We start from the raw sequence: 21,254 nt of genomic DNA on the forward strand, positions 1-21,254 counted from the left end.
GCGAGGAGCCCTTCCTGGCGCAGGCGCGGCGCATCCGCGACTTCGGCGCCGGCGTGGTCGTGATGGCGTTCGACGAGCAGGGCCAGGCCGACACCACCGAGCGCAAGGTGGCGATCTGCGCCCGCGCCTACGACCTGCTCACGCAGAAGGTCGGCTTCCCGGCGACGGACATCATCTTCGACCCGAACGTGCTGGCGGTGGCCACCGGCATCGCCGAGCACAACGGCTACGCGAAGGCGTTCGTCGACGCGCTGCCGCTGATCAAGCAGCGGTGCCCCGGGGTGCGCATCTCCGGCGGCATCTCGAACCTGTCGTTCTCCTTCCGCGGCAACGACGTCGTCCGCGAGGCGATGCACTCGGCGTTCCTGCTGCACGCGGTTCGCGCCGGGCTCGACATGGGCATCGTCAACGCCGGCCAGCTCGCGGTGTACGCGGACATCCCCGCCGACCTGCTGGAGCTGGTCGAGGACGTCCTGTTCGACCGCCGCGACGACGCCACCGACCGCCTCGTCGCGTTCGCCGAGACGGTCAGCGGCAGCGGCACGAAGCGCGTCGTGGACCTCTCCTGGCGCGAGGCGCCGGTCGCGCAGCGGCTCTCGCACGCACTGGTGCACGGCATCGTCGACTTCATCGAGGCCGACACGGAGGAGGCCCGCGCGGTGGCGGCCCGCCCCCTCGACGTGATCGAGGGCCCGCTGATGGACGGGATGAAGATCGTCGGCGACCTGTTCGGCTCCGGGAAGATGTTCCTGCCGCAGGTGGTCAAGTCCGCCCGGGTGATGAAGCGTTCCGTCGCCTACCTGGAGCCGTTCATGGAGGCGGAGAAGCAGGCGCTGCTCGCCGCCGGCGGCTCCGCCGAGGCCGACTCGGGCCGCCGCGGCAACGGCCGGGTGGTGATGGCGACCGTCAAGGGCGACGTCCACGACATCGGCAAGAACATCGTCGGTGTGGTGCTGGGCTGCAACAACTACGAGGTCATCGACCTGGGCGTGATGGTCCCGGCGAAGGTCATCCTCGACACGGCGGTGGCCGAGGGCGCGGACGCGGTCGGCCTGTCCGGGCTGATCACCCCGTCGCTGGACGAGATGGTCGCGGTGGCCGCCGAGATGCAGCGCCGCGGGCTGAAGCTGCCGCTGCTGATCGGCGGTGCGACCACCTCCCGCCAGCACACCGCGGTGCGCATCGCCCCCGCCTACGACGGCACGACCGTGCACGTGCTGGACGCCTCCCGGGTCGTCGGTGTGGTCTCCGATCTGCTGGACGACGACCGGGCCGCCGAGCTCGCGATCCGCAACCGCTCCGAGCAGCAGGAGCTGCGTGAGGCGCACGAGAAGCGCCAGCAGCAGCCGCTGCTCACCCTCGCCCAGGCCCGGGCGAACCGCGAGCAGGTCTCGTTCGACGACCTGCCCGTGCCCGCGTTCACCGGGCTGCGCGTCGTGCGGCCGGAACTGGCCGAGCTGCGCGCGATGATCGACTGGCAGTTCTTCTTCCTCGCCTGGGAGCTCAAGGGCAAGTACCCGGCGATCCTGGAGCAGCCCGTCGCCCGCGAGCTCTACGACGACGGGAACGCCCTGCTCGACCAGATCATCGCGGACGGCGGCCTGCGGGCCGAGGGCGTGTACGGCTTCTGGCCGGCCGCCGCCGACGGCGACGACATTCTGATCGACGTCGCCGCGGCCGGCACCGCCGCCACAGTCGAGCCGACCGTCTCGGCCGCCGATGGCCGGCTTCGGCTGGCGATGTTGCGCCAGCAGACGACCAAGCCCACCGGTCGGCCCAACCGCAGCCTCGCCGACTACGTGGCGCCGGCCGGCGACCACCTCGGCGCGTTCGCGGTGGCCATCCACGGCGCGGACCGGCTTGCCGCCGAGTACGAGGCCCGCCAGGACGACTACCGGGCGATCATGGTGAAGGCGCTGGCCGACCGGCTGGCGGAGGCGTTCGCCGAGTACGTCCACCTCGAGGCCCGGCGGGCCTGGTTCGAGCCGGGCTCCGAGCCGGCGCTGGAGGACCTGCACGCCGAGCGGTTCCGCGGCATCCGGCCCGCGTTCGGCTACCCGGCGAGCCCGGACCACACCGAGAAGCGGCCGCTGTTCGACCTGGTGGGCGCCGAGCAGGTCGGCCTGGGCCTGACCGAGTCGTTCGCGATGACCCCGGCGTCCGCCGTCAGCGGGATCATCTTCGCGAGCCCGGCGGCGCGCTACTTCACCGTCGGGCGGATCGGCCGTGACCAGGTCGAGGACTACGCGGCCCGGCGCGGCATGAGCGTCGCCGAGGCCGAGAGGTGGCTGCGCCCCAACCTCGCCTACGACCCGGAGTAGTCGCCGGTCGTCGCGGTCGTCGCACCGCGTGGCCGCGGGTCGTTGCACAGGGCCGCTCCCCTGGTGTGGGATCCGCGGTGTCGGGGTGGTCCGGGTGCCGGGGGCGGCCCGTGCAGGGACCGCCCCGGGCCGGGAGGCGCCAGGTGGTCAGATCGTCCGAAGCGCCTGACGGGTCGGCGCGACCCGACGGGTCGGAGTCGGCCGGGCAGTCGGACGGCCGGCTGGGCCGATACCAGCGGAAGCGGGACTTCGGCGCCACCCCGGAGCCTGCCGGTGGTCTGACGGTGGCGCGCCTCGGTCCCGACGGCGCGGCGCGGTTCGTCGTCCAGCGTCATCGCGCCCGACGGCTGCACTACGACCTGCGCTTCGAGATGGGCGGGGTTCTCGCGAGCTGGGCGGTCCCCCACGGCCCGACGCTCGATCCCGCCGCGCGGCGCATGGCCGTGCACGTCGAGGACCATCCCGTCGAGTATCTGGACTTCGAAGGGGTGATCCCGGCCGGCCAGTACGGCGCCGGTGATGTGATCGTGTGGGACATCGGCACCTGGGCCCCGCACGGCACGGATGACCCGGTCGCCGCCGTCGCCGCCGGCGAGCTGCACGCGGACGTGTTCGGCCACAAGCTGCGGGGCCGGCTCGTGCTGATCCGCCGGCAGGAGCCGCAGTGGCTCCTGCTGCACAAGCGGGACGCACAGGCTGTGGCCGGCTGGGACCCGGAGAAGCACCCGCGCTCGGTGCTCAGCGGCCGCACCAACGACGAGGTCCGGGCCGCGCCCGACCGGATCTGGCGGTCCGGTCCGTCCGCGGGCCAGGACGCGGCGGACGCGGCGGACGCGACAGGCACGACAGGCGCGGTGGGCACGACAGGCGCGGTGGGCGCGACAGGCGCGGTGGGCGCGACAGGCGCGGTGGGCGCGGTGGGCACGACAGGCGCGGTGGGCACGGCGGATCCCGCGGCGCCGCCACCGGGGGACGACGAGCTGCGGGCCCTCGACGAGCTGGGCGCGGGCGGGGTCTGGGAGGTCTTCGGCCGGCGGCTACGCCTCACCAATCTCGACAAGGTGCTGTTCCCAGCGGGGGCGGGACGGCCCGCGGCGACCAAGCGGGACCTCGTGCGCTACGCGGCCCTGATCGCGCCGACGGTGCTGCCCTACCTCGCCGGCCGGGCTCTGAACATGCACCGCTTCCCGAACGGGGCGCAGGCCCCTGGCTTCTGGCACAAGCAGGTCCCGGCGCACGCGCCCGACTGGGTCACCCGCTGGCATCCCGGCGGCGGTACCGCCGCCGGGGGGACCACCGAGCATCTGGTCGTGGATTCGCCCGCCACGCTGGTGTGGGCGGCCAACTTCGGGGCGCTCGAATGGCATGCGTGGACGGCGCCGGTGAACGATCCGAGGCACCCGTCCTACGCCCTCATCGACCTGGACCCGGGAACGGAGACGGCCTGGGAGGACGTCCTCGTGCTGGCCCGGCTGCACCGCACGGCGCTCGCGCATCTCGACGTCCGGGCGGGGATCAAGGTCACCGGGCGCCGCGGCATCCAGATCTGGGTTCCCATCACGCCCGGGCCGGACTTCGACAAGACCCGTGACTGGGTGGAGCAGCTCTCGCGGGCGGTCGGAGCCGTCGTCCCGGAGCTGGTGAGCTGGAAGTGGGAGGTGCGTGAGCGAGCCGGGCGCGCCCGGCTCGACTACACGCAGAACGCCCGGAACAAGACGCTGGTCGCCCCGTACAGCCCGCGCGCCGCCGCCGGTGCGCCGGTGTCGGCCCCGATCGACTGGGACGAGCTCGACGACCCGTCGTTGCGCCCGGACGGTTTCACGATCCGCACGTTGCTGGCCCGGCTCACCGAGCGCGGTGACCCCTTCCGGACCGTGCTGGCAGGCGGCCAGCCGCTCCCACCGGTGCGCTGATCCCCGATGCGCCGGGCAGCGGCCCCCCGTAGCCGCAGCTCGAAGATCTGAGGATTTCGGTTGTTCCAACGACCACGATCCTCAGACCTTGCTCGGCAGCAGCTCAGTCGTCGCCATCGATCTGGCTGATCTGCATGACCGGGGTGATCGTGGTGTAGTTCGACAGGTCCGAGGCGATCGCGGTGCTGTCGGCCTTCATCGCCGTGCTGAGGGCGTCCATCGAGTCGAAGCGGAAGTGCGCTGCCGCCACATACGGCCCACGGATGCCCCGGTCGACCTCCACCTGGGTCAGCCCCCACATCCTGCAGGCCATCGGGATGTGCTTGTTCAGGTAGTAGTCATGGTCGAACGTCGCGCCCTCGGTCTTCGGGTACAGCACGCTGAGCCGGATCACGGCGATGGCCTCCTCGCTCGCGGCGCGCCGGATGCGTCGCCTTTTTCCCAGCTTCCCGCAGACCCCCCGACAGGCGCATCTTTCGTGGCAGACCGGGCCGGCCCGGCGGCCGCGAAGTAGTCCAGCGTGGCGCGCGTCTTGGTCTGCTGCGGGCCGGTGAGGTCCACCCCGTGCCGGCGCAGGACGTCGGCGGTGCGGGCGGCGACCCGCAGGGCCTCGGTGGGGGCACAGCGGGTCGACAGCTCGACGATGCGGGAGCCGTCGGGGTAGGTCCACCGCTCGACGAGCAGGCGGCGGCCCAGCCCCTCCGGGCGGATCTTGGCCCGGCGCACGTCCACCGGGCCGAACACCCGCAGCTGGTCGAGGCCGAGACCGGTGGGCAGACGGGCGCTGAGCAGGCGCAGCTGCGGGCGGGTGAACAGGCGGTGCAGGCCCCGGCCCTGGGCCATCACCCGTTCGACGTCGTCGGCGCCGAGGCGGGCCCGCAGCGCGCCGGAGCAGACGTAGTAGCCGGGCATTCCGTCGACCTCGACGACGAAGTCCTTCGATCGGCGCAGCCGCCGGGAGACGTCGCCGGGAACCATCGGACGTAGCTTGACCACCGCGTCGTCCGGGCCGCCGACGATGCTGCGAACCCGGGCGACCGCACCGTTGCGGTGCAGGGCGCGGTCCGCGGTGTCGAGGTAGAAGACCCGCTGCCGGCGGCCTCGGGTGAAGTCGACACCGAGCGCCGCGCAACAACTGTCGTGGGCGTCCACCGGGACGACCAGCTTCAGCTCGACCCGGTCCACCTCGCTGGCGAGCTCCAGCAGCCGATCGAGCTCCTTGTCGGGCAGCTGCCAGAACCGCTGGGCGGCCAGCCGCCGCCGGGCCGACCGGGCTCCGTTCGCCACCGTGGGCCCGGCGTGCGACCGGCCACGGGAAGGACCACGCGACAGGCCGGGCAGGCCGGCCGCGCGGGACACCCGCAGCACGCGCACAGCGCCGGGTCGGTGAGGTTTCATCGTGAATGATCGTAGAGAAGCGGGCGGCAATTCACGCAGCAAAGGGGCTCATTTTTCTTCCAGCCGGGGCTTGACAGGAGGAAATACGTGCACGGGCGGACGTGCCGCCCGTGGTCCCTGCCAGCTCCCCCCGCGGGCCGGGCTCAGTCGTCCGCGAGGCTGATGGCCTGCTTCGGGCAGGCCGCGACGGCTGCCTTCAGGTCGGCGCGCAGGTCCTCGCCGGGCTCCTCGTCCAGGATCACCAGATAGTCGTTGTCGTCCAGCTCGAACACCGACGGCGCGATGCCCACGCACAGCGCGTTGCTCTCACACAGCTTGAAATCGACGACTACTCGCATGCTGACCTCCGTCAGACAGACAGTTCGAACCCGGATGACGCCCGCCGCCCCCGGTGCCGGCTTCCACCGCCGCCGGAGGAGCCCGATGGACGCCATCCCCGTCATCCTTTCGCGCACCTGCTCGGTGTGCGGAGGTCAGGCTACGACCTCTTCGCCTACGAGGGTGGTTCGGTGCATCAGTCTGCGCGACGTAGCCGTGTACGGAATTGCCCGGTGCAGCATGCCGGTGTTGTCCCAGATGACCAGGTCGCCCGGGCGCCAGTGGTGGCGCAGGACGAACCGCGGCTGCGTCGACCAGGCCAGCAGCCGGTCGAGCAGGGCTCGGCTTTCCTCCTCCGGCCAGCCGACGACGTGGCTGGTGGTCGCGCCGACCAGCAGGGACTTGCGCCCGCTGCGGCGGGTCCAGACCAGCGGGTGCTCCCGGCTGGGCACCCGGGCCCACAGCGCCCGGGTCTTCTCCGAGGCGTCCGGCTCGGCCAGACGCTGGGAGGCCGCGAAGCTGTGCACGACGCGCAGCGTGGCGAACTGGGCCTTCTCGTCGTCCGTCAGGGCGTCGTAGGCCGCGTAGGTGTTCGCGAACTCGGTGTCGCCGCCCTCGTCGGAGACCTGGCGCGCCGTCAGCAGGGTGGCCTTCTGCGGCAGCTCGTCGTTCGCGCCGTCGATGTGCCAGAAGAACGTGCCCTTGCGGTACGCGGCGAGCACGCTCTCCGCCGGGTCAAGGGTGATCTTCGAAACCTCGGGGAGACCCTCGATCCCGCCCGTGGGCGCGACCACGACGGTGCCGAGCATGCGGCTGAAGGCGACAAGATCGGCGTCGTCGATGTTCAGCTCGCGGTAGACCACCACGCCGTGCTTCTCCAGCAGCGCCTGGCACTCCGCCGCGGCGGCCGGATCGACGAGCTGGTGGCCTCGCAGGCCGGCGACCTCGACGCCGACCTCGGGGCTGATCGGGGACACGGTCCCGGCCATGGGGAAACTCCTGTCAGATCGTCCTGATCGGACCGTCCGGTCAAACCGTCCGTGGGGCCTTCCGGTCAGATCATCGGTACGGTGCGGTGCCGCCCCCGGCCGATGCCAGGGCGGCGGGATCGTTCGCGGTCGTGACTCGCAACGGTCAGTTCCGGCTCACGACGGTCAAACGGTCAGTTCCGGCTCGCGACGGTCAGTCGTGGCTCTCGTGGAGGTCGTCGTCGAGTGGCAGCTCGAACGAGCTCATCATCATCGCGAGCATGTCGTAGGTGCCGGTGGTGAAGATGATGTCGAGCAGCTGCTGCACGTCGAGCTTGCTGGCGAGAAACTCCCACGTCGCCGCACCGATCCCGCCGTCGATGATCAGTTCGTCGACAGCGCGCAGGAGGGCCGCGTCGAGCGGGTCCAGGAAGGGCGCGTCCGGGCCCCAGGCCACCCGCGCGATCTCCGCGTCGGTCATGCCGAGATCGCGAGCCATGATCACGTGCTGCGCCCACTCGTAGCCGACCTTGCGCACCGTGGCCACCCGCAGGACGATCATCTCGCGCTGACGCAGCGTTAGCGTCGTACCGCGCAGGATGTGCCCGTTGAACGTGAAGAACGCGTGGGCCAGCTCGGGATGGTGGGCCATCGTTCCCAGCGTGTTCAGGGCCTTGGAGCGCCCCTCGGTGGGCAGCGGAGGATGCCGGGGCGCCTCCGGAGTCATCGCCGCGAGGGCCGCGCGCATCTCCTTCGGCCACTCCCGCAGGGGACGCGGTTCGATCCGTGCCATGTAGGCGGCTCCTCTGCCCTTGAACCCAGCACATGCCCTTGAACCCAGCGCACGCGGCCCGACCCCGGCACACGCCCGACAACCGACCGTGATAGCGATCACATTGGGTGCCTTCAGGCCATCATCGCCGAGCCCGGCCCCGAAAGCACCCGATCGACCGAGCCCGACCACCGCCCGGGTGACCACAGCCCAAGCGACCATCGTCCAGGGTGACCACAGCCCATTCGAACGCAACCCACGCTACTGGGCCCACAAAATGCCTATCACCTGGTGTTCGACTGGTCAAGAGCCGCTGATTGACCCTCGACCAGCCGCCAGCCCGGGCCCGCAGGCACTCGCAGGGGCCGCCCATAGCACAATTCTCACCGGCATCACGAGGGCATCTAAGAGAACCCTATATAGCGGCTTCGAGAACAGCCCGCCGTGCGCTTCTCCGCCGCTCTGGAGGTCCAGTTGAAGATCACCTTCTGCGCCCGCCCACAGCGCTCCAGCGAGGTCGACTCCTCGTAGCTCATCAGCTCCGCGCTCGGTCGCGGGTAGCGCTCGACCCGGCCCCCCAGACGGGTTCGCGAAGTGTGGCATCGGCCGGCTCCCGCCGCATCAGCCGTCAGACCGTGAGCAATATTCTCCATTAACGAGAGGCATATTTCCGTTAAGGAGAGCGGAAAGATGACGAACGGAAGGAGTGACCCGAACAGGCCACGGAAGAAGCGTTCGCAGCCCATTGAGAAGCGCGACCGAAACCATTTTCGCGAACCACTCACCGGCGGCCATGTATTTCATTTCGCGGCCACTTCGAAGCCATTTTTCCGGTTTCTTCACGGAGGTTTCCCCGAGCCGGCCACGGGCCGCGAGATGCGGGCTCCGGCGAGATCGGCACCGCGGGAGACCGGTGCCGGGAGAGGTCAGCCGTCCCGAACGAACGGGTAGATCCGGGTGAAGTCGGCCCCGGCCTCGGCGGCCGCGAACCGGTTCCACACCCGCGCCGTGACCGGGGCGACCACCGGCGGGCGGCCGAGCTCTCCGACAGCCTCCAGGTAGAGCGCCACGTCCTTGGCCATCAGCGTGTTGGCGAAGCCGGCGGCGTAGCGCCCGGTGAGAACGTGGTGGGGAAACTTGTCACTGGTCGCCGTGTTCTGACCGCTCGCGCCGTTCAGGACGTCCAGCATGGTGGCCAGGTCGAGGCCGGCCGCGGTGCCGAACGCGACAGCCTCACTGGTGGCGACGAGCGCGGTGGCGGAGAGGAAGTTGTTCGCCAGCTTGAGCGCCTGGGCGAGCCCAGGCCGCACGCCGACCCTCAGGCACCGGTCGCTCAGACCGGCGAGAACGGGCCCGACCGCCGCGCAGTCGTCATCCGAACCGGCGAACATCACCGCGATCGTGCGGGCCCGGGCCCCCGCGACACCGCCCGACACCGGGGCGTCGACGTAGCCGATACCCGCGCCGACCAGCAGCGCGGCCACCCGCCGTGCCGCCGCCACCCCGATCGTCGAGGTGTCCACGACCTGGGTGGCCCGCCGATCCGCCGACCCGACGATCTGCTCGGCGACCTGCTGACTGGCCGCACCGTTCGGAAGACTGAGCACCATCACCTCGGCCCGCCCGGCTACCTCGGCGACACCGCCGGCGCCGGCGGCACCGGCCGGCACCCGCTCCGGCCCGGCGGGGTCGAACGCCACGACCTCGAGCCCCGCGGCGACCAGGTTCGCGGCCAGCACCCCGCCCATGTTGCCCAGGCCGACGAAGCCGACCACCGGGCCGCCGCTCCCTGGACCGCCGCTCCCTGGATCGCCGTCCGCCGGGTGGCCGCCCGCCGGATCGCTGCCCGGACCCGCGTCCGTCATCGCGCGCCCCCTCCCGCCGGCTCCCGACCTTCGAACCCGTCGCGGCACGGCCAAAAGTAGACCTCAACGTATACTTGACGCCCATCACATCAGAGGTCGGACCAGGTAGCAAGGGCCGAGCCCCTCGCGGTCCGCCAGGCTGGACGAGCGGGGCAAGACTTGACAGTAAGTATACGAGTCAGTCTACTTATGGCATGAAGTCGGAGGCCGAGACCACCGAGACCGGGGCGGTGGTGCGGACCCGCACCGGACGGCCGACACCGGCCGAGGCAGCCGAGATCACCGCGCGCCTGCGTCGGGCAGCCGTCGAGATCTTCCTGCGGGACGGCTACGACCGGACCACGATGGAGGCGGTCGCGCAGGCCGCGGGGATCACCAAGCGCACCCTCTACGCGCGCTATGCCGACAAGCGGACCCTGTTTCTCGCCGTGATCTCATGGGCGCTCGCCCGGCACGAGAGGGACCCTGTCGAGCTCGACCGGGTGCCCGACGGCCTGACCGAGGGCCTGACCGTCATCGCGCGGTCGCTGCTGGCCCGGGCGGTGGACCCCGACCTCGTCGCACTGCACCGGATGGCGATCGCCGAGGCGGCGCGGTTCCCCGAGTTCGCCGCGCACTCCCGGACGCTCGTCTGGTCGCCGCGGCTGCAGGCGGTCATGAGCCTGCTGCGCAGGCACGCCGAGCGGGGAACGATCGTCGTCGACGACGTCGAGATCGCCGCGGAACAGTTCATCGCCCTCGTCAGCATGTCTCCGGCCTGGCTGGCCACGTTCGGCATCACTCGGGACCCGGAGGCCGCCGAGCGGCACCTGCGCCACGCGGTCGCGCTCTTCCTGAACGGTGTGCGCCGCCGGGACAACGCCCACGACGCCGGCTTCCCGGCGTCGCACTGACACGCCGGCGGGTCCCCCTCGCCGGCGACCAGCGGAAGGAAGTGTGGAGATGGCTGGGACACTCGCCGGCAAGGTAGCGGTCGTCACCGGTGGCGCCTCGGGGATCGGCCGCGCCTGCGCCGTCCGCCTGGCCCGGGACGGCGCCCAGGTGGCGGTGCTCGACCTCAACGGCGGCGAGGCCAAGGGCGTCGCCGAGGAGATCGAGGCGGCCGGCGGAACGGCCCTGTCGGCCACCGTCGACGTCGCCGACCGCGCGAACATCGACCAGGCGCTGGCGGAGGTCCGTGAGCGCTTCGGGCCGGTCGCGATCCTGGTGAACTCGGCCGGCAAGGAGGGCTTCAAGCGCTTCCTCGACATCACCGTCGAAGCCTGGACGTCGATCCTCACCGTCAACCTGACCGGGACGTTCCACTGCTGCCAGGCCGTCGTCCCCGACATGGTCGAGGCCGGCTGGGGCCGGATCGTCAACATCTCCTCGTCCAGTGCCCACAGCGGCCAGCCGTACATGACCCACTACGTCGCCTCGAAGGCGGGCGTCATGGGCTTCACGAAGGCGCTCGCGCTGGAGCTCGGGCCGTCCGGCATCACCGTGAACACGATTCCGCCCGGTTTCATCGACACCCCGATGACGCGCCGCAACGAGGAGCGGGGCTTCTTCGGCTCGACCGTCGACGAGCTCGCGGCCCGCACACCGGTGCGCCGGGCGGGGCTGCCGGAGGACATCGCCGCGGCCTGTTCGTTCCTCGTCTCCGAGGAGGCCGGCTATGTCACCGGTCAGGTCATCGGTGTCAACGGCGGCCGCAACACCTGAGCCGGCTGCTGACCGCTGGCCGCTGACCGCTGGCTGCTGACCAGGCCGAAACGCCCAGCGCGGGCCCCGTCCGCAGTAGTCCGGACGGGGCCCGCGCTGTTGTCGCAGGACAGCCTTCCCGGCCAGGGGCCGGGAGTGTGCTCAGCGGCGGCTCGAGCCGCCCCGCGGCACGTCGCGGAACGCCACCCCGCGGTCGAGCGCCTGCTCCCGGGGCATGCCGAGCACCCGCTCGGAGACGACGTTGCGGGCCATCTCGGTGGTGCCGCCACCGATGCAGCTCACCTGCCGCAGCAGGTAGTCGTTGCCGCACTCGGCGGTCGCGCCGTCGGCGTCCTCCCAGGCCGCGCCCGTGCCGCCGGCGATCTCGAAGGCCAGCGTCGTCGTCCGCGCGGCGACCACACCGGTGAACAGCCGCCCGACGGCCGCCGACTGGTCCGGAATCCGGCCGGAGCGCAGGCCGACGGCGATCCGCTCCTGCAGGGCGTGGGTGACGACGTCGAGCGTGCGGCCCTCACCGATGAGGTCCCGGGCCAGCGGGTCGTCGAGGCGACCCGCGTCGCGGGCGATCTCGACGAGGTGGGCGGCGCGGATGCTGCCGCGCGCCCCGCCCTTGGGAATGGTGACCAGGGGCGAGTTGTGCAGCATGCGCTCGTGGAACATCCACCGGGTGCCGACGGTCCAGCCGTCGTCGACGTTGCCGACCCGGTCGGAGTCCGGCACCCGCACGTCGGTGATGAACTCCTGGCAGAACTCCTTGTTGCCGTTGAGCATCTCGATGCGGTTCACCTCGATGCCGTCCTGGTGGATCGGCAGGATGAAGACCGTCAGACCACGGTGCTTCGGCACGTCCCAGTTCGTGCGGGCCAGCACCAGGCCCCAGTCGGACCACCAGGCGCCGGTCGTCCAGATCTTGGAGCCGTTGAGGATCCAGTCATCACCGTCCCGGACCGCCGTGGTCAGCGCCGCGGCGACATCCGAGCCCGCGCTCGGCTCGGACAGGAACTGCATCCACAGTTCCTCGCCCTTGAGGATCGCCGGGATGTGCTGGCGCTTCTGCTCCTCGGTGCCGAAGTCCAGGAGCACCGCGGCGCACGGCGAGAAGGTCGGCGCCTGGATCTCCGACGGGTACTCGTACCCGGAGATCTCCTCGCTGAAGGCGGCCTGGTGCTCGGGGGTGAGGCCCTGCCCGCCGTACTCCTTGGGGAAGCAGATGCCGGCGAAGCCCGCGTCGAAGAACATCCGCTGGATCTCGCGCTGGCGAGCGATGGAGGCGAGCTCCTCCTCGTCGCTGTGGCTGGCCCGCATCACGCCGACCAGGGCGTCCGCCGAGAGCGGCGCCAGGTTCGAGCGGATCCAGTTCCGCGCCCGGAGCCGGAAGCTCTCGACGTCCTCGATGTCGCTCGCCGTCGCGGCGCTGCCGCCTGTCGCGCCCGTGCTCATGCTGACCGCTCCTTGAGGTGCTCGACCACACCGGCGATGCGCTGCCGGTGCTCGGCCGGTGTTCCGAACAGCGCCCGGTCAAGCACGACCCGGCGCAGGTAGAGGTGCAGGTCGTGCTCGAAGGTCACACCGATACCACCGTGCATCTGGACACAGTCCTGCAGCAGCTCGGACCCGTAGTCGCCGATGAACGCCTTGGCGATGCTGACCAGCTCGGCCGCGTCGGGCGACTGGGCGTCCACCGCGGCGGCCGCCTTGTCGCTGATGGCGTGCGCCGCCTCCAGCCACGACTTCATGTCCGCGAAGCGGTGCTTGAGCTCCTGGTAGGAGGCCAGCGGCCGACCGAACGAGTAGCGCTCGAAAGCCCACTGGACGGTCAGGTCGAACGCGGTCTGCATCGCGCCGACGCTCTCCGCGGTCAGGATCACCAGCGCGATCTGGAGCTGGCGTTCCACCTGCTCCGCGGCACCGCCCAGCTCACCGACGACGGCGCTGCGCGGCACCCGCACACCGTCGAACCGCACCGTCGAGAAGCGCCGGGTCAGGTCGACCGTCTTCAGCGGGGTGATCGTGATCCCGGGTGCGTCGGTCGGGACCAGCACCTGGGTGAGGCCCTCCTCGGCGCGCCCGGTGACCAGCAGGTACCCGGCCTGGCCGGCCGACTCGACCGGCCGCTTCACCCCGTCGAGGACGATCTCGTCGCCGTCGACCCGGCAGGTCAGCGTCACCGTGCCCAGCCGGTCGTTCGGCGCGGGCTCCGTGTGCGCCCACGACGCGATGGTCTCCCCGGCGAGCAGCGCCTCCAGGACCGCCAGGTGCGCCTCACCGCCGGCCGCGCTCAGCGCCGCGGCGACGACGTTCGCCGACGCCAGCGGGCCCGGGGCCGACCGCACGCCGAACTCGTAGGCGGCGATCGTCAGGTCGACCAGGGGCGACCCGCTGATCGACCCACCGCCGTGTTCCTCCGAGACCAGCAGGGACGTCCAGCCGAGCTCCGCCCCGGCCTGCCAGTAGCCCGCGTCGAAGCCGGCGGGGTCGTCACGAAGCGCCCTGATCCGGTCGACCGGGACGCGGTCGGTCAGATATCGGGCCGTCGCCTCCCGCAGGACTTCCTGATCAGCGTCCAACTCCAGCAGCACAGTCTGATACCTCCACGTTGCTCGACCCCTCACGCGACATCCAGGTCCGCAGGAGGTGACAAAAACTTATAGGCGAATTTGACCAGCGTTCAACCCTTGCCGCGACATCGGACGTCCGGAGCCCGAGCGGACCCCCCAGCAGCAGCGATACTGGCCTGCGCCGGGTGCCGCCGGCAGCCGACCAGGCCCGCAACTGGGACACCGGTCAGCTCACCCGTCAGCGGTTCCGGCGGCAGCCTCGCCAGCGCTTCCGGCGGCGGTCCCGGCGGCAGCCTCGCCGGCGGTCCCGGTGGCGGCCTCGTCGTCCGCGCCGATCTCGAAGTCGTACTCCAGTGGGACGATCGACCGGTACGGCAGAAAGGCGAGCTCCTCGTACGCCCCGCGGTGGGCCGGGTACCGGCCGACGGCCCGCCAGTACACCCTGGCCCGGTCGATCCGCTCCATCACGGCCGCGGGATCGTCCTCGCACAGCAGCAGGTGCAACACCAGGTCGGAGTGCCCCTGCTCCTGGGCCGACGACCCCCGGCCCGGATCGGCCCCTGGAGCAGCCCCCGGAGCGGCCGCGTCGTCGGCCCCCGGAGCGGCCGTGTCGTCGGCCCAGCCCAGCCGGACCGCGGCGAGCACGCCGGGCACCGCCGCCAGGTCGGGCAGGTGCACCCGCTCCCACCAGTCCACCGCCTCGCCCAGCCGGTCGGCCGACGGTGCCCGCCCCAGCGCCACGATCACTCCGCGGTGGGCCAGGTACGGCACGGCCACCGGACGGACCAGGCAGCCGGGGCGGGTCCACGCCGAGGTGACCCGCCACCGCGAGTTGTGCCGCGCCCGCCCGGGCCGCCAGAACCGCCCGGAACGCAGGATCGTCCGGTCCAGCGCGAGCCAGCCCTCGCGGGCCTGCTCCCCGCACATGTCGAGCGGCCCGCCGAACCAGTAGGTGGTCAGGTACGGCGGATGCCCGCCGAGCAGGTCCGAGCGGACGATCCCCGGCGCGGCGCGCAGGTCGCGAGCCGCCACGTAGCGGCGGCCGGCCAGCACGTCCGGTTTGGCGAGGTGCTCGGGCATGTGATCGAGGTCGTACCAGCGGTTGTACTCCGCGGTGAACTCCGCCGGGATCTCCAGCAGCGCGAGCATCATTCCGGTGATCTCCACACCAGCCCCTTCCAGTCGCCCGTTTTCACCCTGGCACCCGGCGCCCGCACGAGCTCGGGACGCCACCGGTCGCCGGTGTTGGGATCTGTTGACCCTCGGTGTGCCGGTGTGGGTCAATGCGGCATCGGCACCGAATTTCGGGGGCCGTCGATCACGGTTTGCATCCGTCCGCCTGCTTCCGGCGAAGGAGACCGATGCGTCCCGAGCATGTTGGCTACGACGTCGTCGACGATCACATCGGTGTCATCACGTTCCGCCGGCCCCGCGCCGTCGAGGACCACGGCGCCCGCGGCGCCCACCACGCGCAGCTCCTGCGCGAGCTGGACGACGCCTGGCAGACCGCCGCGGCGGACAGTCGGGCTCGGGTCATCCTGCTGAGATCAACCGGCCCGAACTTCTTCGCCGGGCCGGACGGCTCCGGCGACCGCGCGGGAGCCGGAGCCGGTGCCGGAGCCCGCGCCGGTGCCGGAGCCCGCGCCGGTGCCGGAGCCCGCGACAGCGCGGTGGTCGCCGCGGCTGGTGCGTGCAATGGTGACCACGACTGGGAGGTCCGCCAGCAGCTCCACTACGCCCAGGTCTGGCGCGACATCCCCAAGCCCGCGGTCGCGGCGGTCCAGGGCCGGTGCATGGCAGGCGGGGTGTTGCTCTGCTCGCCCTGCGACCTGGTCGTCGCCGCTGACGACGCCGAGTTCGCCCGCCCCGTGACCGGCACGGGCGGCGGCCCGGCCGCGGCAGGCAGCCCGCCTCCGGGAGGCAGCTCGGTCACGGCAGGCAGCTCGGTCACAGCAGGCAGCTCGGTCACAGCAGGCAGCTCGGTCACGGCAGGCGGCTCGGCTCCAGCAGGCAGCTCGGCTTCGGCCTGCGCCATCCTGACCGCCGCGCAGGCTCAGGACCTCGGCCTCGTCACCACGGTCGTGCCGCTCGCCGCGCTGCATCGCACAGCCCTCGCGCTGGCCCGCGACCTGGGCGGGAACCGGTGACCGCACGGCCGTAACCACTCAACGAACGCGGCTGGGCGCCTGAGCGTGATGGCCAGGGGGCAAGAGGGCGAGTCCGCCGAGTGCAGGATTGTGGTCGTTCGGGAGCCCGTCGTAGAACCCCGAGCTTCGGGTTTCCGCCGTCGCCACTGCTCTCGAGCAAGAAGTGAGGATTCTGGCTGCGGCAGCATCCGAAATCCTCACCGCTTGCGGATCGCCAAGCAACCTTGCGTCCCGTTTGCGGGGCTAGCCTCCGGCGGCGCGGGCCTGCCGGTCGTCCAGGACCACCACCAGCGCGACGAGCGCCCACACCGGCAGCGCCGCCAGGACCGCGAACCAGGGCAGTGGCAGGCCCGCCGCGGCCGCGGCCGCGATGGCGGCCAGTGCGCCGCAGGCGATGACGACAACACCGAGGCCGGTGATCGGGAACGCGTGCAACGGGGCGTGCAACACCCACACCAGCAGCAGGAACACGATGATCGGCAGTGCGATCGCGAACCCGACGACACCGTCGGACACCTTGATGTGATGGACGAGCGTCTCCGCCGCCACCTCCAGACCGGCACCCAGCGCGGCCAGCGCGGCGAAGACACCGTAGTGGCCGTAACCCCATCCGAACGCCCGCTCCGGGTGGCGGGCGAGCCCGTGCCCGGCGGGAGCCGCGAAGTACAGCCACCAGCATCCGAAGAGCAGCAGCAGCCCGCCGGCACCGAGCAGGACGGTGTCGGCGGTCGCGCCCGCCTCGACGGCCGGCGCGAGCGCCCGGGACGCGGCCAGCACGCTCTCCCCGAGCACGATGATGACGAACAGCCCGTAGCGCTCGGCGATGTGATGGGGATGCCAGGACGTCCGGGCCGCGCGCTCGGCCCACGGCGGGACGGCCAGCTCCAGCGGCACGAGTACGAAGAACGCGATCAGCCCGGCGGTGTCCGGCAGCGCGAGCCGGGCGAGCCAGCCGGCCTGGATCACGGCGGTGCCCAGCGCGTAGCGGTACGCGGTCGCCCGGCTGGCCCGATCGCCACGACCGGCACGCACCCACTGCGTGACCATCGCAACCCTCATGATCACGTAGCCGACGGTGACAGCGGTGTAGTCGGTGTCGTCGAAGGCGGCCGGCACGCCCGCCGCGAGCACCAGCACCCCGGCCATCTGCAGCAGGGTCAGCAGCCGGTACGGGACGTCGTCGCTGTCATACGCGGAGGCGAACCAGGTGAAGTTCATCCAGGCCCACCAGATGGCGAAGAAGACCATCACGAAACCGACGACACCGTGGCCCAGGTGGTCGTCGGCCACGGCATGCCCGAGCTCCGCCGCGGCGGCGGCGATGGCCACCACGAAGGTCAGGTCGAACAGCAGCTCCAGCGGGGTGGAGGCCCGGTGCGGCTCCTCGGCGGAACGCGCACCCATCGGCAGCCGCCACCGGCGCCCGGCGGACGGGCTCGCCGGTTCAACGGTCTCCGGCATACACGCCCCCTTCGTGGTCGGTTGCTGTGGCATCGTCGCCTACCGGCAGCGAGACGCCGAACGCCGCCCCGCCCTCCGGGGCGTGGCCGGCGAAGGGGGTGCCACCGAGCCGGCGGGTCAGGCCGGCGACCAGCGCGAGACCCACCCCGGTCAAGACCGGCCGCCGGCCGCGGTAACGCTCGAACAGCGCCGAACGCTCGAAGGCGACAGCGAGGTCGTCGTCGGTGAGGCCGGGACCACCGTCACGGACCTCGATCACGGCGGCGACCGGGTCCGCGCGCAGCGCGATCACCACCGGCTGGCCGGCCGGCACCACCCGCAGGGCGTTCTCGGCCAGGCCGTCCACGATCTGGCGGAACCGCATCGGATCGGTGCGGGCGGGCACCGGCGCGCCGGGCAGCTCGACCCCGAGACGGACACCGGCAGCCTCGCAGCGGGGGCGCCAGACCGCCGCCGCCTCGGACATCAGTGCCCGCAGGTCGACCTCGGCGAGATCGACACGGAAGTCGTCGGCGCCGAGGCGGGCCAGGTCGAGCAGGTCGCTGACCAGCCGGTCCAGGCGCTGGGCCTCGCCGAGAATGATGCGCCCGGTGCTGGTGACGTCGTCCGGTTCGGTCACGCCGTCCGCGAGGGCCTCGGCGAAGCCCCGCACCGCGGTCAGCGGTGTGCGCAGCTCGTGCGAGACGGACAGCAGGAACCTGCGCTGGCGGTCCTCGCTCTCGGCGAGCGCGGCGGCGAGACCGTCGAGCGCCGCGCCGACGTCCGCGACCTCCGCCGGCCCTGAGCGGACGGTCACCGTCTCCGCGACCGCCCGCCCCGGACGGCCCACCCGCCCCGGCCCTCCCAACCACCCGGGACGGCCCAGCCACCCCGGACCTCCCGCCCGCTCCGGGGCCACGTGCTCCGAGGCCTTGTGTTCCGAGGCCACGTGCTCCGAGGCCTTGTGCTCCGGGCGCACGGCGGCCCGCGGGTCGCGGCCTCGGCGCCCCGCGGCGAGCTGGTCCGCCACCTCGGCGAGGCGCCGCAGCGGCCGGGCGAGCCGGCTGGCGAGCAGCAGCCCGACGGCCGTCGCCGCGGCGAGCCCGCCGGCCAGCGCGACCCCGAACCGCCGCAGCATCGCGCCGGCCAGCTCACCGTTCTCTGTCGCGGGCTGCACCAGCGCGATGGCCCCGCCGCCGTCGAGCGGCCTGGCCGCCACGATCACCCGCCGACCACCGACCGTGCGCGCCGCGCCGACGTCCTGCCCGGCGCCGATCCTGGTGAGGACGTCCGCGGGCAGTTCGAGGCCGTGGCCGGCCCCGGGACCCTGGCGGGTGATCGGGCGGCCGTCAGCCGTGACCCGCACGAAGGTCACCCGCTGAGCCGCGATCGTCCGGGCCACCCCGGCCCTCAGGTCCGCCGTGGCGTTCGGCCGGGCGAACAGTGTCGCGACGACGTCCGCCTGCCGGCCGAGCGCGCGGCGGGCCTCGTCGTCCGCGGCGCCCCCGACCAGACCGGCGAAGATCGTTCCGGTGAGCGCCACCGCCAGCACCGCGACGGCGGTGGTCGCCAACGCGATGCGCGCGGCGAGGCCCGCGGGCCGTCGGCCGTCACGCATCGGCGGTGTAGCCGACGCCGCGGACTGTGCGCAGGGGGCTCGCCGGGCCGAGTTTCGCGCGCAGCTGCGCCACATGGACGTCGACGGTCCGGCTGCCGGCCGCCGCCTGATAGCCCCAGACCTCCGCCAGCAGGCGGTCCCGGGTGTGCACCAGGCCGGGCCGGCGCATCAGCACCGCCAGCAGGTCGAACTCGGTGGCGGTCAGGGTCACCTCCCGCTCGCCGGCCATCACCCGGCGGCGGTCCACATCCAGCCGGACCTCGCCGGCGCGCAGCAGGCGGCCCGGTTCGGAGCCGGAGATCGAGGTCGGGTCCGGGCTCGGGCTCGGGCTCGTGACGGTGCCCCGCGCCGGTGCGTCCCGCGCCGACGCGGCCCTCGCCGACGCGGCCGGGCCGGACGTCCGCCGCAGGACGGCCCGCAGCCGCGCGACGAGCTCCCGCGGGGAGAACGGCTTGGTGAGGTAGTCGTCGGCGCCGAGCTCAAGCCCGACGACGAGATCCACCTCCTCGTCCCGGGCGGTCACCATCAGCACCGGAACCCAGTCGCCCTCGGCGCGCAGGGTGCGCAGCAGTTCGCGGCCGTCCAGGCCGGGCAGGCGGACGTCCAGGATCATCGCGGCGGGCCCGAGGGTGCGCGCGGCGGTGAGGCCGGTCGGGCCGTCGGTGCGGATCTGGACCTCGAAACCCTCCCGGGTGAGGTACATGCGGATGAGCGCGGCGATGTGCGCCTCGTCCTCGATCACGAGGATCAGGTCGGCGCGGAGATCGTCCCTGTCCGCGGGCACACGGGTATCCACCGGTTCGAGTGTGCTTGCCGGTGTCGGCAGGACCGACACCGGATGGGCTGGCACGACCGGCCGGTCAGACGAACGCCAGGCGGGGAAGGCGTGCGTCCGAGCCGAGGACGACGTCCGCCTCGGTCCCGAGCACGCCTTCCAGCAGGGTCGCGTACACCGAGCGGAAGTCGGTGGTCACCCGCAGGTCGCCGTCGTCGAGCGCGGTGAGGCTGGGCTGCTCGCCGAAGCAGCCGCCGCGCACCGGGTGGCCCAGGATCAGCACGGGGCCCGCCGTTCCATGATCGGTTCCTCCGCTGGCATTGGGTACGACCCGCCGCCCGAACTCCGAGTAGACCATCGTCGTCACGGCGCCGGCCCGCGGGCCGGCGGCCAGAGCCCGGTCGAAGCGGGTCAGCGCGGCGTCGAGCTCGCCGAGCAGGCGGGCGTGGGTGCCGCTCTCGGCGGCGTGAGTGTCGAAGCCGCCGAGGCTCACCGAGTAGACCCGGGTCGGCACCCCCGCGGCGATCGCCCGGGCCACCACGTCGAGCTGCACGCCCAGCTCACCGCCATCACCGCCGTCACCGCCGTCATCCCCGGCACCGCCGGCAGCGCCGGAGTCACCGCCGCCGGGCGCCGCGCCCTCGAGCTGGCCGGAGGTCCCCGCGGCACGCTCGGGGGTGTCGGCCAGCACCGGCCCGAGAGCGCCGGCGACCGTGAACATGTCGGCCCCGGACCGCGCCACGCGGGCCCGCAGCGGGCTGTCGGCCGGGTCGGGGCGGTACAGCGTCCGCAGCAGCTCCCCCGCCCGGCCGCCCGGCGCGGCGAACTGGCCGGTGGGGACGGCCGCGCCGACCGCGTGCTCGCCGACGAGCAGTGGCGGGAGCGTCGGCCCGATCGCCAGCGCGAGCAGCGGATCACCGCCGGACGACCCGGTCCGCGTCGCCGTGGCGTCCAGCCACCGCCCGATCCAGCCGGAGGTGGACGCCGCGCGTGGCGACGCCGACTGCCAGATGGCCATCGACCGGAAGTGGCTGTGGTCCGGCTCGGGGTACCCGACTCCGGACACGACCGCGAGCCGGCCCGCGTTCCACAACCCGGCGAGGCCGGACAGCGCCGGGGCGAGCGCGAGGCCGTCGGCGAGCGGGTGGACGTCCTGGGCTGCCGCGGCGAGGTCGCCGCGGGCGGTGCGGTACGCCGGGTCCTCGATGGGCACGAGGGTGTCGAGCCCGTCGTTGCCGCCGTAGAGGGTGACGATCACGAGGATGCCGGTGCCGTCCGCGAGTGGTCGCCGGGTCGCCGCGTCGTGCAGGACATCCCAGCTGACGGCCCCGGCCCCGGCGGCGACGGCCGCGGCCCCGGTCACGCCGGAGGCGAGGAGGAAACGGCGGCGGCTCAGCGGCATGGCGGTCCTTCCGGGTCAGGTCGGGGTCGCGGCTCCGGGCCGCGGTTCGGGGTCG

The 21,254-nt window shown here is 72.6% G+C and carries 18 protein-coding genes; 5 read left to right on the forward strand and 13 right to left on the reverse strand.

Annotated features, from left to right (window positions below; all coding sequences use genetic code 11):
- Positions 1-2,321 (forward strand): vitamin B12 dependent-methionine synthase activation domain-containing protein (locus FREUN1FDRAFT_RS20580; protein WP_006542094.1); only part of this gene is annotated, 2,321 nt, incomplete at its 5' end.
- Positions 2,322-2,464: 143 nt separating this feature from the next.
- On the forward strand, positions 2,465-4,234 hold the full coding sequence (locus tag FREUN1FDRAFT_RS20585) for a DNA polymerase ligase N-terminal domain-containing protein (protein WP_006542095.1): 1,770 nt from the start codon (positions 2,465-2,467) through the stop codon (positions 4,232-4,234).
- A gap of 103 nt (positions 4,235-4,337) precedes the next feature.
- Here FREUN1FDRAFT_RS20585 and FREUN1FDRAFT_RS20590 read toward each other — a convergent pair whose 3' ends face one another.
- From FREUN1FDRAFT_RS20590 to FREUN1FDRAFT_RS20615, 6 genes are all read right to left on the reverse strand, one after another.
- Positions 4,338-4,628, reverse strand: a complete 291-nt coding sequence (locus tag FREUN1FDRAFT_RS20590) for an EthD family reductase (protein ID WP_006542096.1) — start codon at positions 4,626-4,628, stop codon at positions 4,338-4,340.
- A complete protein-coding gene (locus FREUN1FDRAFT_RS20595; protein WP_006542097.1) occupies positions 4,625-5,632 on the reverse strand; it encodes a hypothetical protein in 1,008 nt (335 codons plus the stop codon). The genes FREUN1FDRAFT_RS20590 and FREUN1FDRAFT_RS20595 overlap by 4 nt, the downstream gene beginning before the upstream one ends.
- A 143-nt stretch (positions 5,633-5,775) precedes the next feature.
- Positions 5,776-5,970, reverse strand: coding sequence for a ferredoxin (locus FREUN1FDRAFT_RS20600; protein ID WP_035952675.1), 195 nt, complete (start codon positions 5,968-5,970; stop codon positions 5,776-5,778).
- Between the two features lie 135 nt (positions 5,971-6,105).
- Positions 6,106-6,939, reverse strand: coding sequence for a TauD/TfdA family dioxygenase (locus FREUN1FDRAFT_RS20605; protein WP_006542099.1), 834 nt, complete (start codon positions 6,937-6,939; stop codon positions 6,106-6,108).
- A gap of 193 nt (positions 6,940-7,132) precedes the next feature.
- Entirely contained in the window at positions 7,133-7,711 is a 579-nt protein-coding gene (locus FREUN1FDRAFT_RS20610; RefSeq protein ID WP_006542100.1) for a carboxymuconolactone decarboxylase family protein, read from the reverse strand.
- A gap of 905 nt (positions 7,712-8,616) precedes the next feature.
- Positions 8,617-9,555 (reverse strand): NAD(P)-dependent oxidoreductase, encoded by a 939-nt coding sequence (locus FREUN1FDRAFT_RS20615; RefSeq protein ID WP_006542102.1) that lies wholly within the window; start codon positions 9,553-9,555, stop codon positions 8,617-8,619.
- A gap of 194 nt (positions 9,556-9,749) precedes the next feature.
- Between FREUN1FDRAFT_RS20615 and FREUN1FDRAFT_RS20620 the strand changes: the two genes are divergently transcribed.
- Complete coding sequence (locus tag FREUN1FDRAFT_RS20620; RefSeq protein WP_006542103.1) at positions 9,750-10,448, forward strand: TetR/AcrR family transcriptional regulator; 699 nt, start codon at positions 9,750-9,752, stop codon at positions 10,446-10,448.
- Positions 10,449-10,497: 49 nt separating this feature from the next.
- Complete coding sequence (locus FREUN1FDRAFT_RS20625) at positions 10,498-11,259, forward strand: SDR family NAD(P)-dependent oxidoreductase (protein WP_006542104.1); 762 nt, start codon at positions 10,498-10,500, stop codon at positions 11,257-11,259.
- Between the two features lie 141 nt (positions 11,260-11,400).
- On the opposite strand, the gene FREUN1FDRAFT_RS20630 is transcribed toward FREUN1FDRAFT_RS20625, so the two are convergent.
- The 3 genes from FREUN1FDRAFT_RS20630 to FREUN1FDRAFT_RS20640 all read right to left on the reverse strand — a co-directional run bounded on the left by FREUN1FDRAFT_RS20630 (position 11,401) and on the right by FREUN1FDRAFT_RS20640 (position 14,984).
- Positions 11,401-12,699 (reverse strand): acyl-CoA dehydrogenase family protein, encoded by a 1,299-nt coding sequence (locus FREUN1FDRAFT_RS20630; RefSeq protein ID WP_006542105.1) that lies wholly within the window; start codon positions 12,697-12,699, stop codon positions 11,401-11,403.
- Positions 12,696-13,838, reverse strand: a complete 1,143-nt coding sequence (locus tag FREUN1FDRAFT_RS20635; RefSeq protein ID WP_006542107.1) for an acyl-CoA dehydrogenase family protein — start codon at positions 13,836-13,838, stop codon at positions 12,696-12,698. The genes FREUN1FDRAFT_RS20630 and FREUN1FDRAFT_RS20635 overlap by 4 nt, the downstream gene beginning before the upstream one ends.
- Positions 13,839-14,048: 210 nt before the next feature.
- Entirely contained in the window at positions 14,049-14,984 is a 936-nt protein-coding gene (locus FREUN1FDRAFT_RS20640; RefSeq protein WP_232295308.1) for a hypothetical protein, read from the reverse strand.
- Between the two features lie 194 nt (positions 14,985-15,178).
- On the opposite strand from FREUN1FDRAFT_RS20640, the gene FREUN1FDRAFT_RS46560 reads away from it, so the two are divergent.
- Positions 15,179-15,964, forward strand: coding sequence for an enoyl-CoA hydratase-related protein (locus FREUN1FDRAFT_RS46560; RefSeq protein ID WP_006542110.1), 786 nt, complete (start codon positions 15,179-15,181; stop codon positions 15,962-15,964).
- 243 nt (positions 15,965-16,207) lie between these two features.
- Here the strand turns inward: FREUN1FDRAFT_RS46560 and FREUN1FDRAFT_RS20650 are convergent, their stop codons facing one another.
- The 4 genes from FREUN1FDRAFT_RS20650 to FREUN1FDRAFT_RS20665 form a co-directional block, all read right to left on the reverse strand.
- Positions 16,208-17,425 carry a low temperature requirement protein A gene (locus tag FREUN1FDRAFT_RS20650; protein ID WP_006542112.1) on the reverse strand — a complete coding sequence of 406 codons (1,218 nt, stop codon included), beginning with the start codon at positions 17,423-17,425 and terminating at the stop codon, positions 16,208-16,210.
- Positions 17,409-19,022, reverse strand: a complete 1,614-nt coding sequence (locus FREUN1FDRAFT_RS46565) for a HAMP domain-containing sensor histidine kinase (protein WP_006542113.1) — start codon at positions 19,020-19,022, stop codon at positions 17,409-17,411. The genes FREUN1FDRAFT_RS20650 and FREUN1FDRAFT_RS46565 overlap by 17 nt, the downstream gene beginning before the upstream one ends.
- Positions 19,015-19,725, reverse strand: a complete 711-nt coding sequence (locus tag FREUN1FDRAFT_RS20660) for a response regulator transcription factor (protein WP_157475090.1) — start codon at positions 19,723-19,725, stop codon at positions 19,015-19,017. Before FREUN1FDRAFT_RS20660 ends, FREUN1FDRAFT_RS46565 begins: the two co-directional genes overlap by 8 nt.
- A gap of 157 nt (positions 19,726-19,882) precedes the next feature.
- Positions 19,883-21,199, reverse strand: a complete 1,317-nt coding sequence (locus tag FREUN1FDRAFT_RS20665) for a DUF1501 domain-containing protein (protein ID WP_006542115.1) — start codon at positions 21,197-21,199, stop codon at positions 19,883-19,885.
- Positions 21,200-21,254 lie beyond the last annotated feature (55 nt).

The organism is Parafrankia sp. EUN1f, assembly GCF_000177675.1.
Taxonomy (GTDB): domain Bacteria; phylum Actinomycetota; class Actinomycetes; order Frankiales; family Frankiaceae; genus Parafrankia.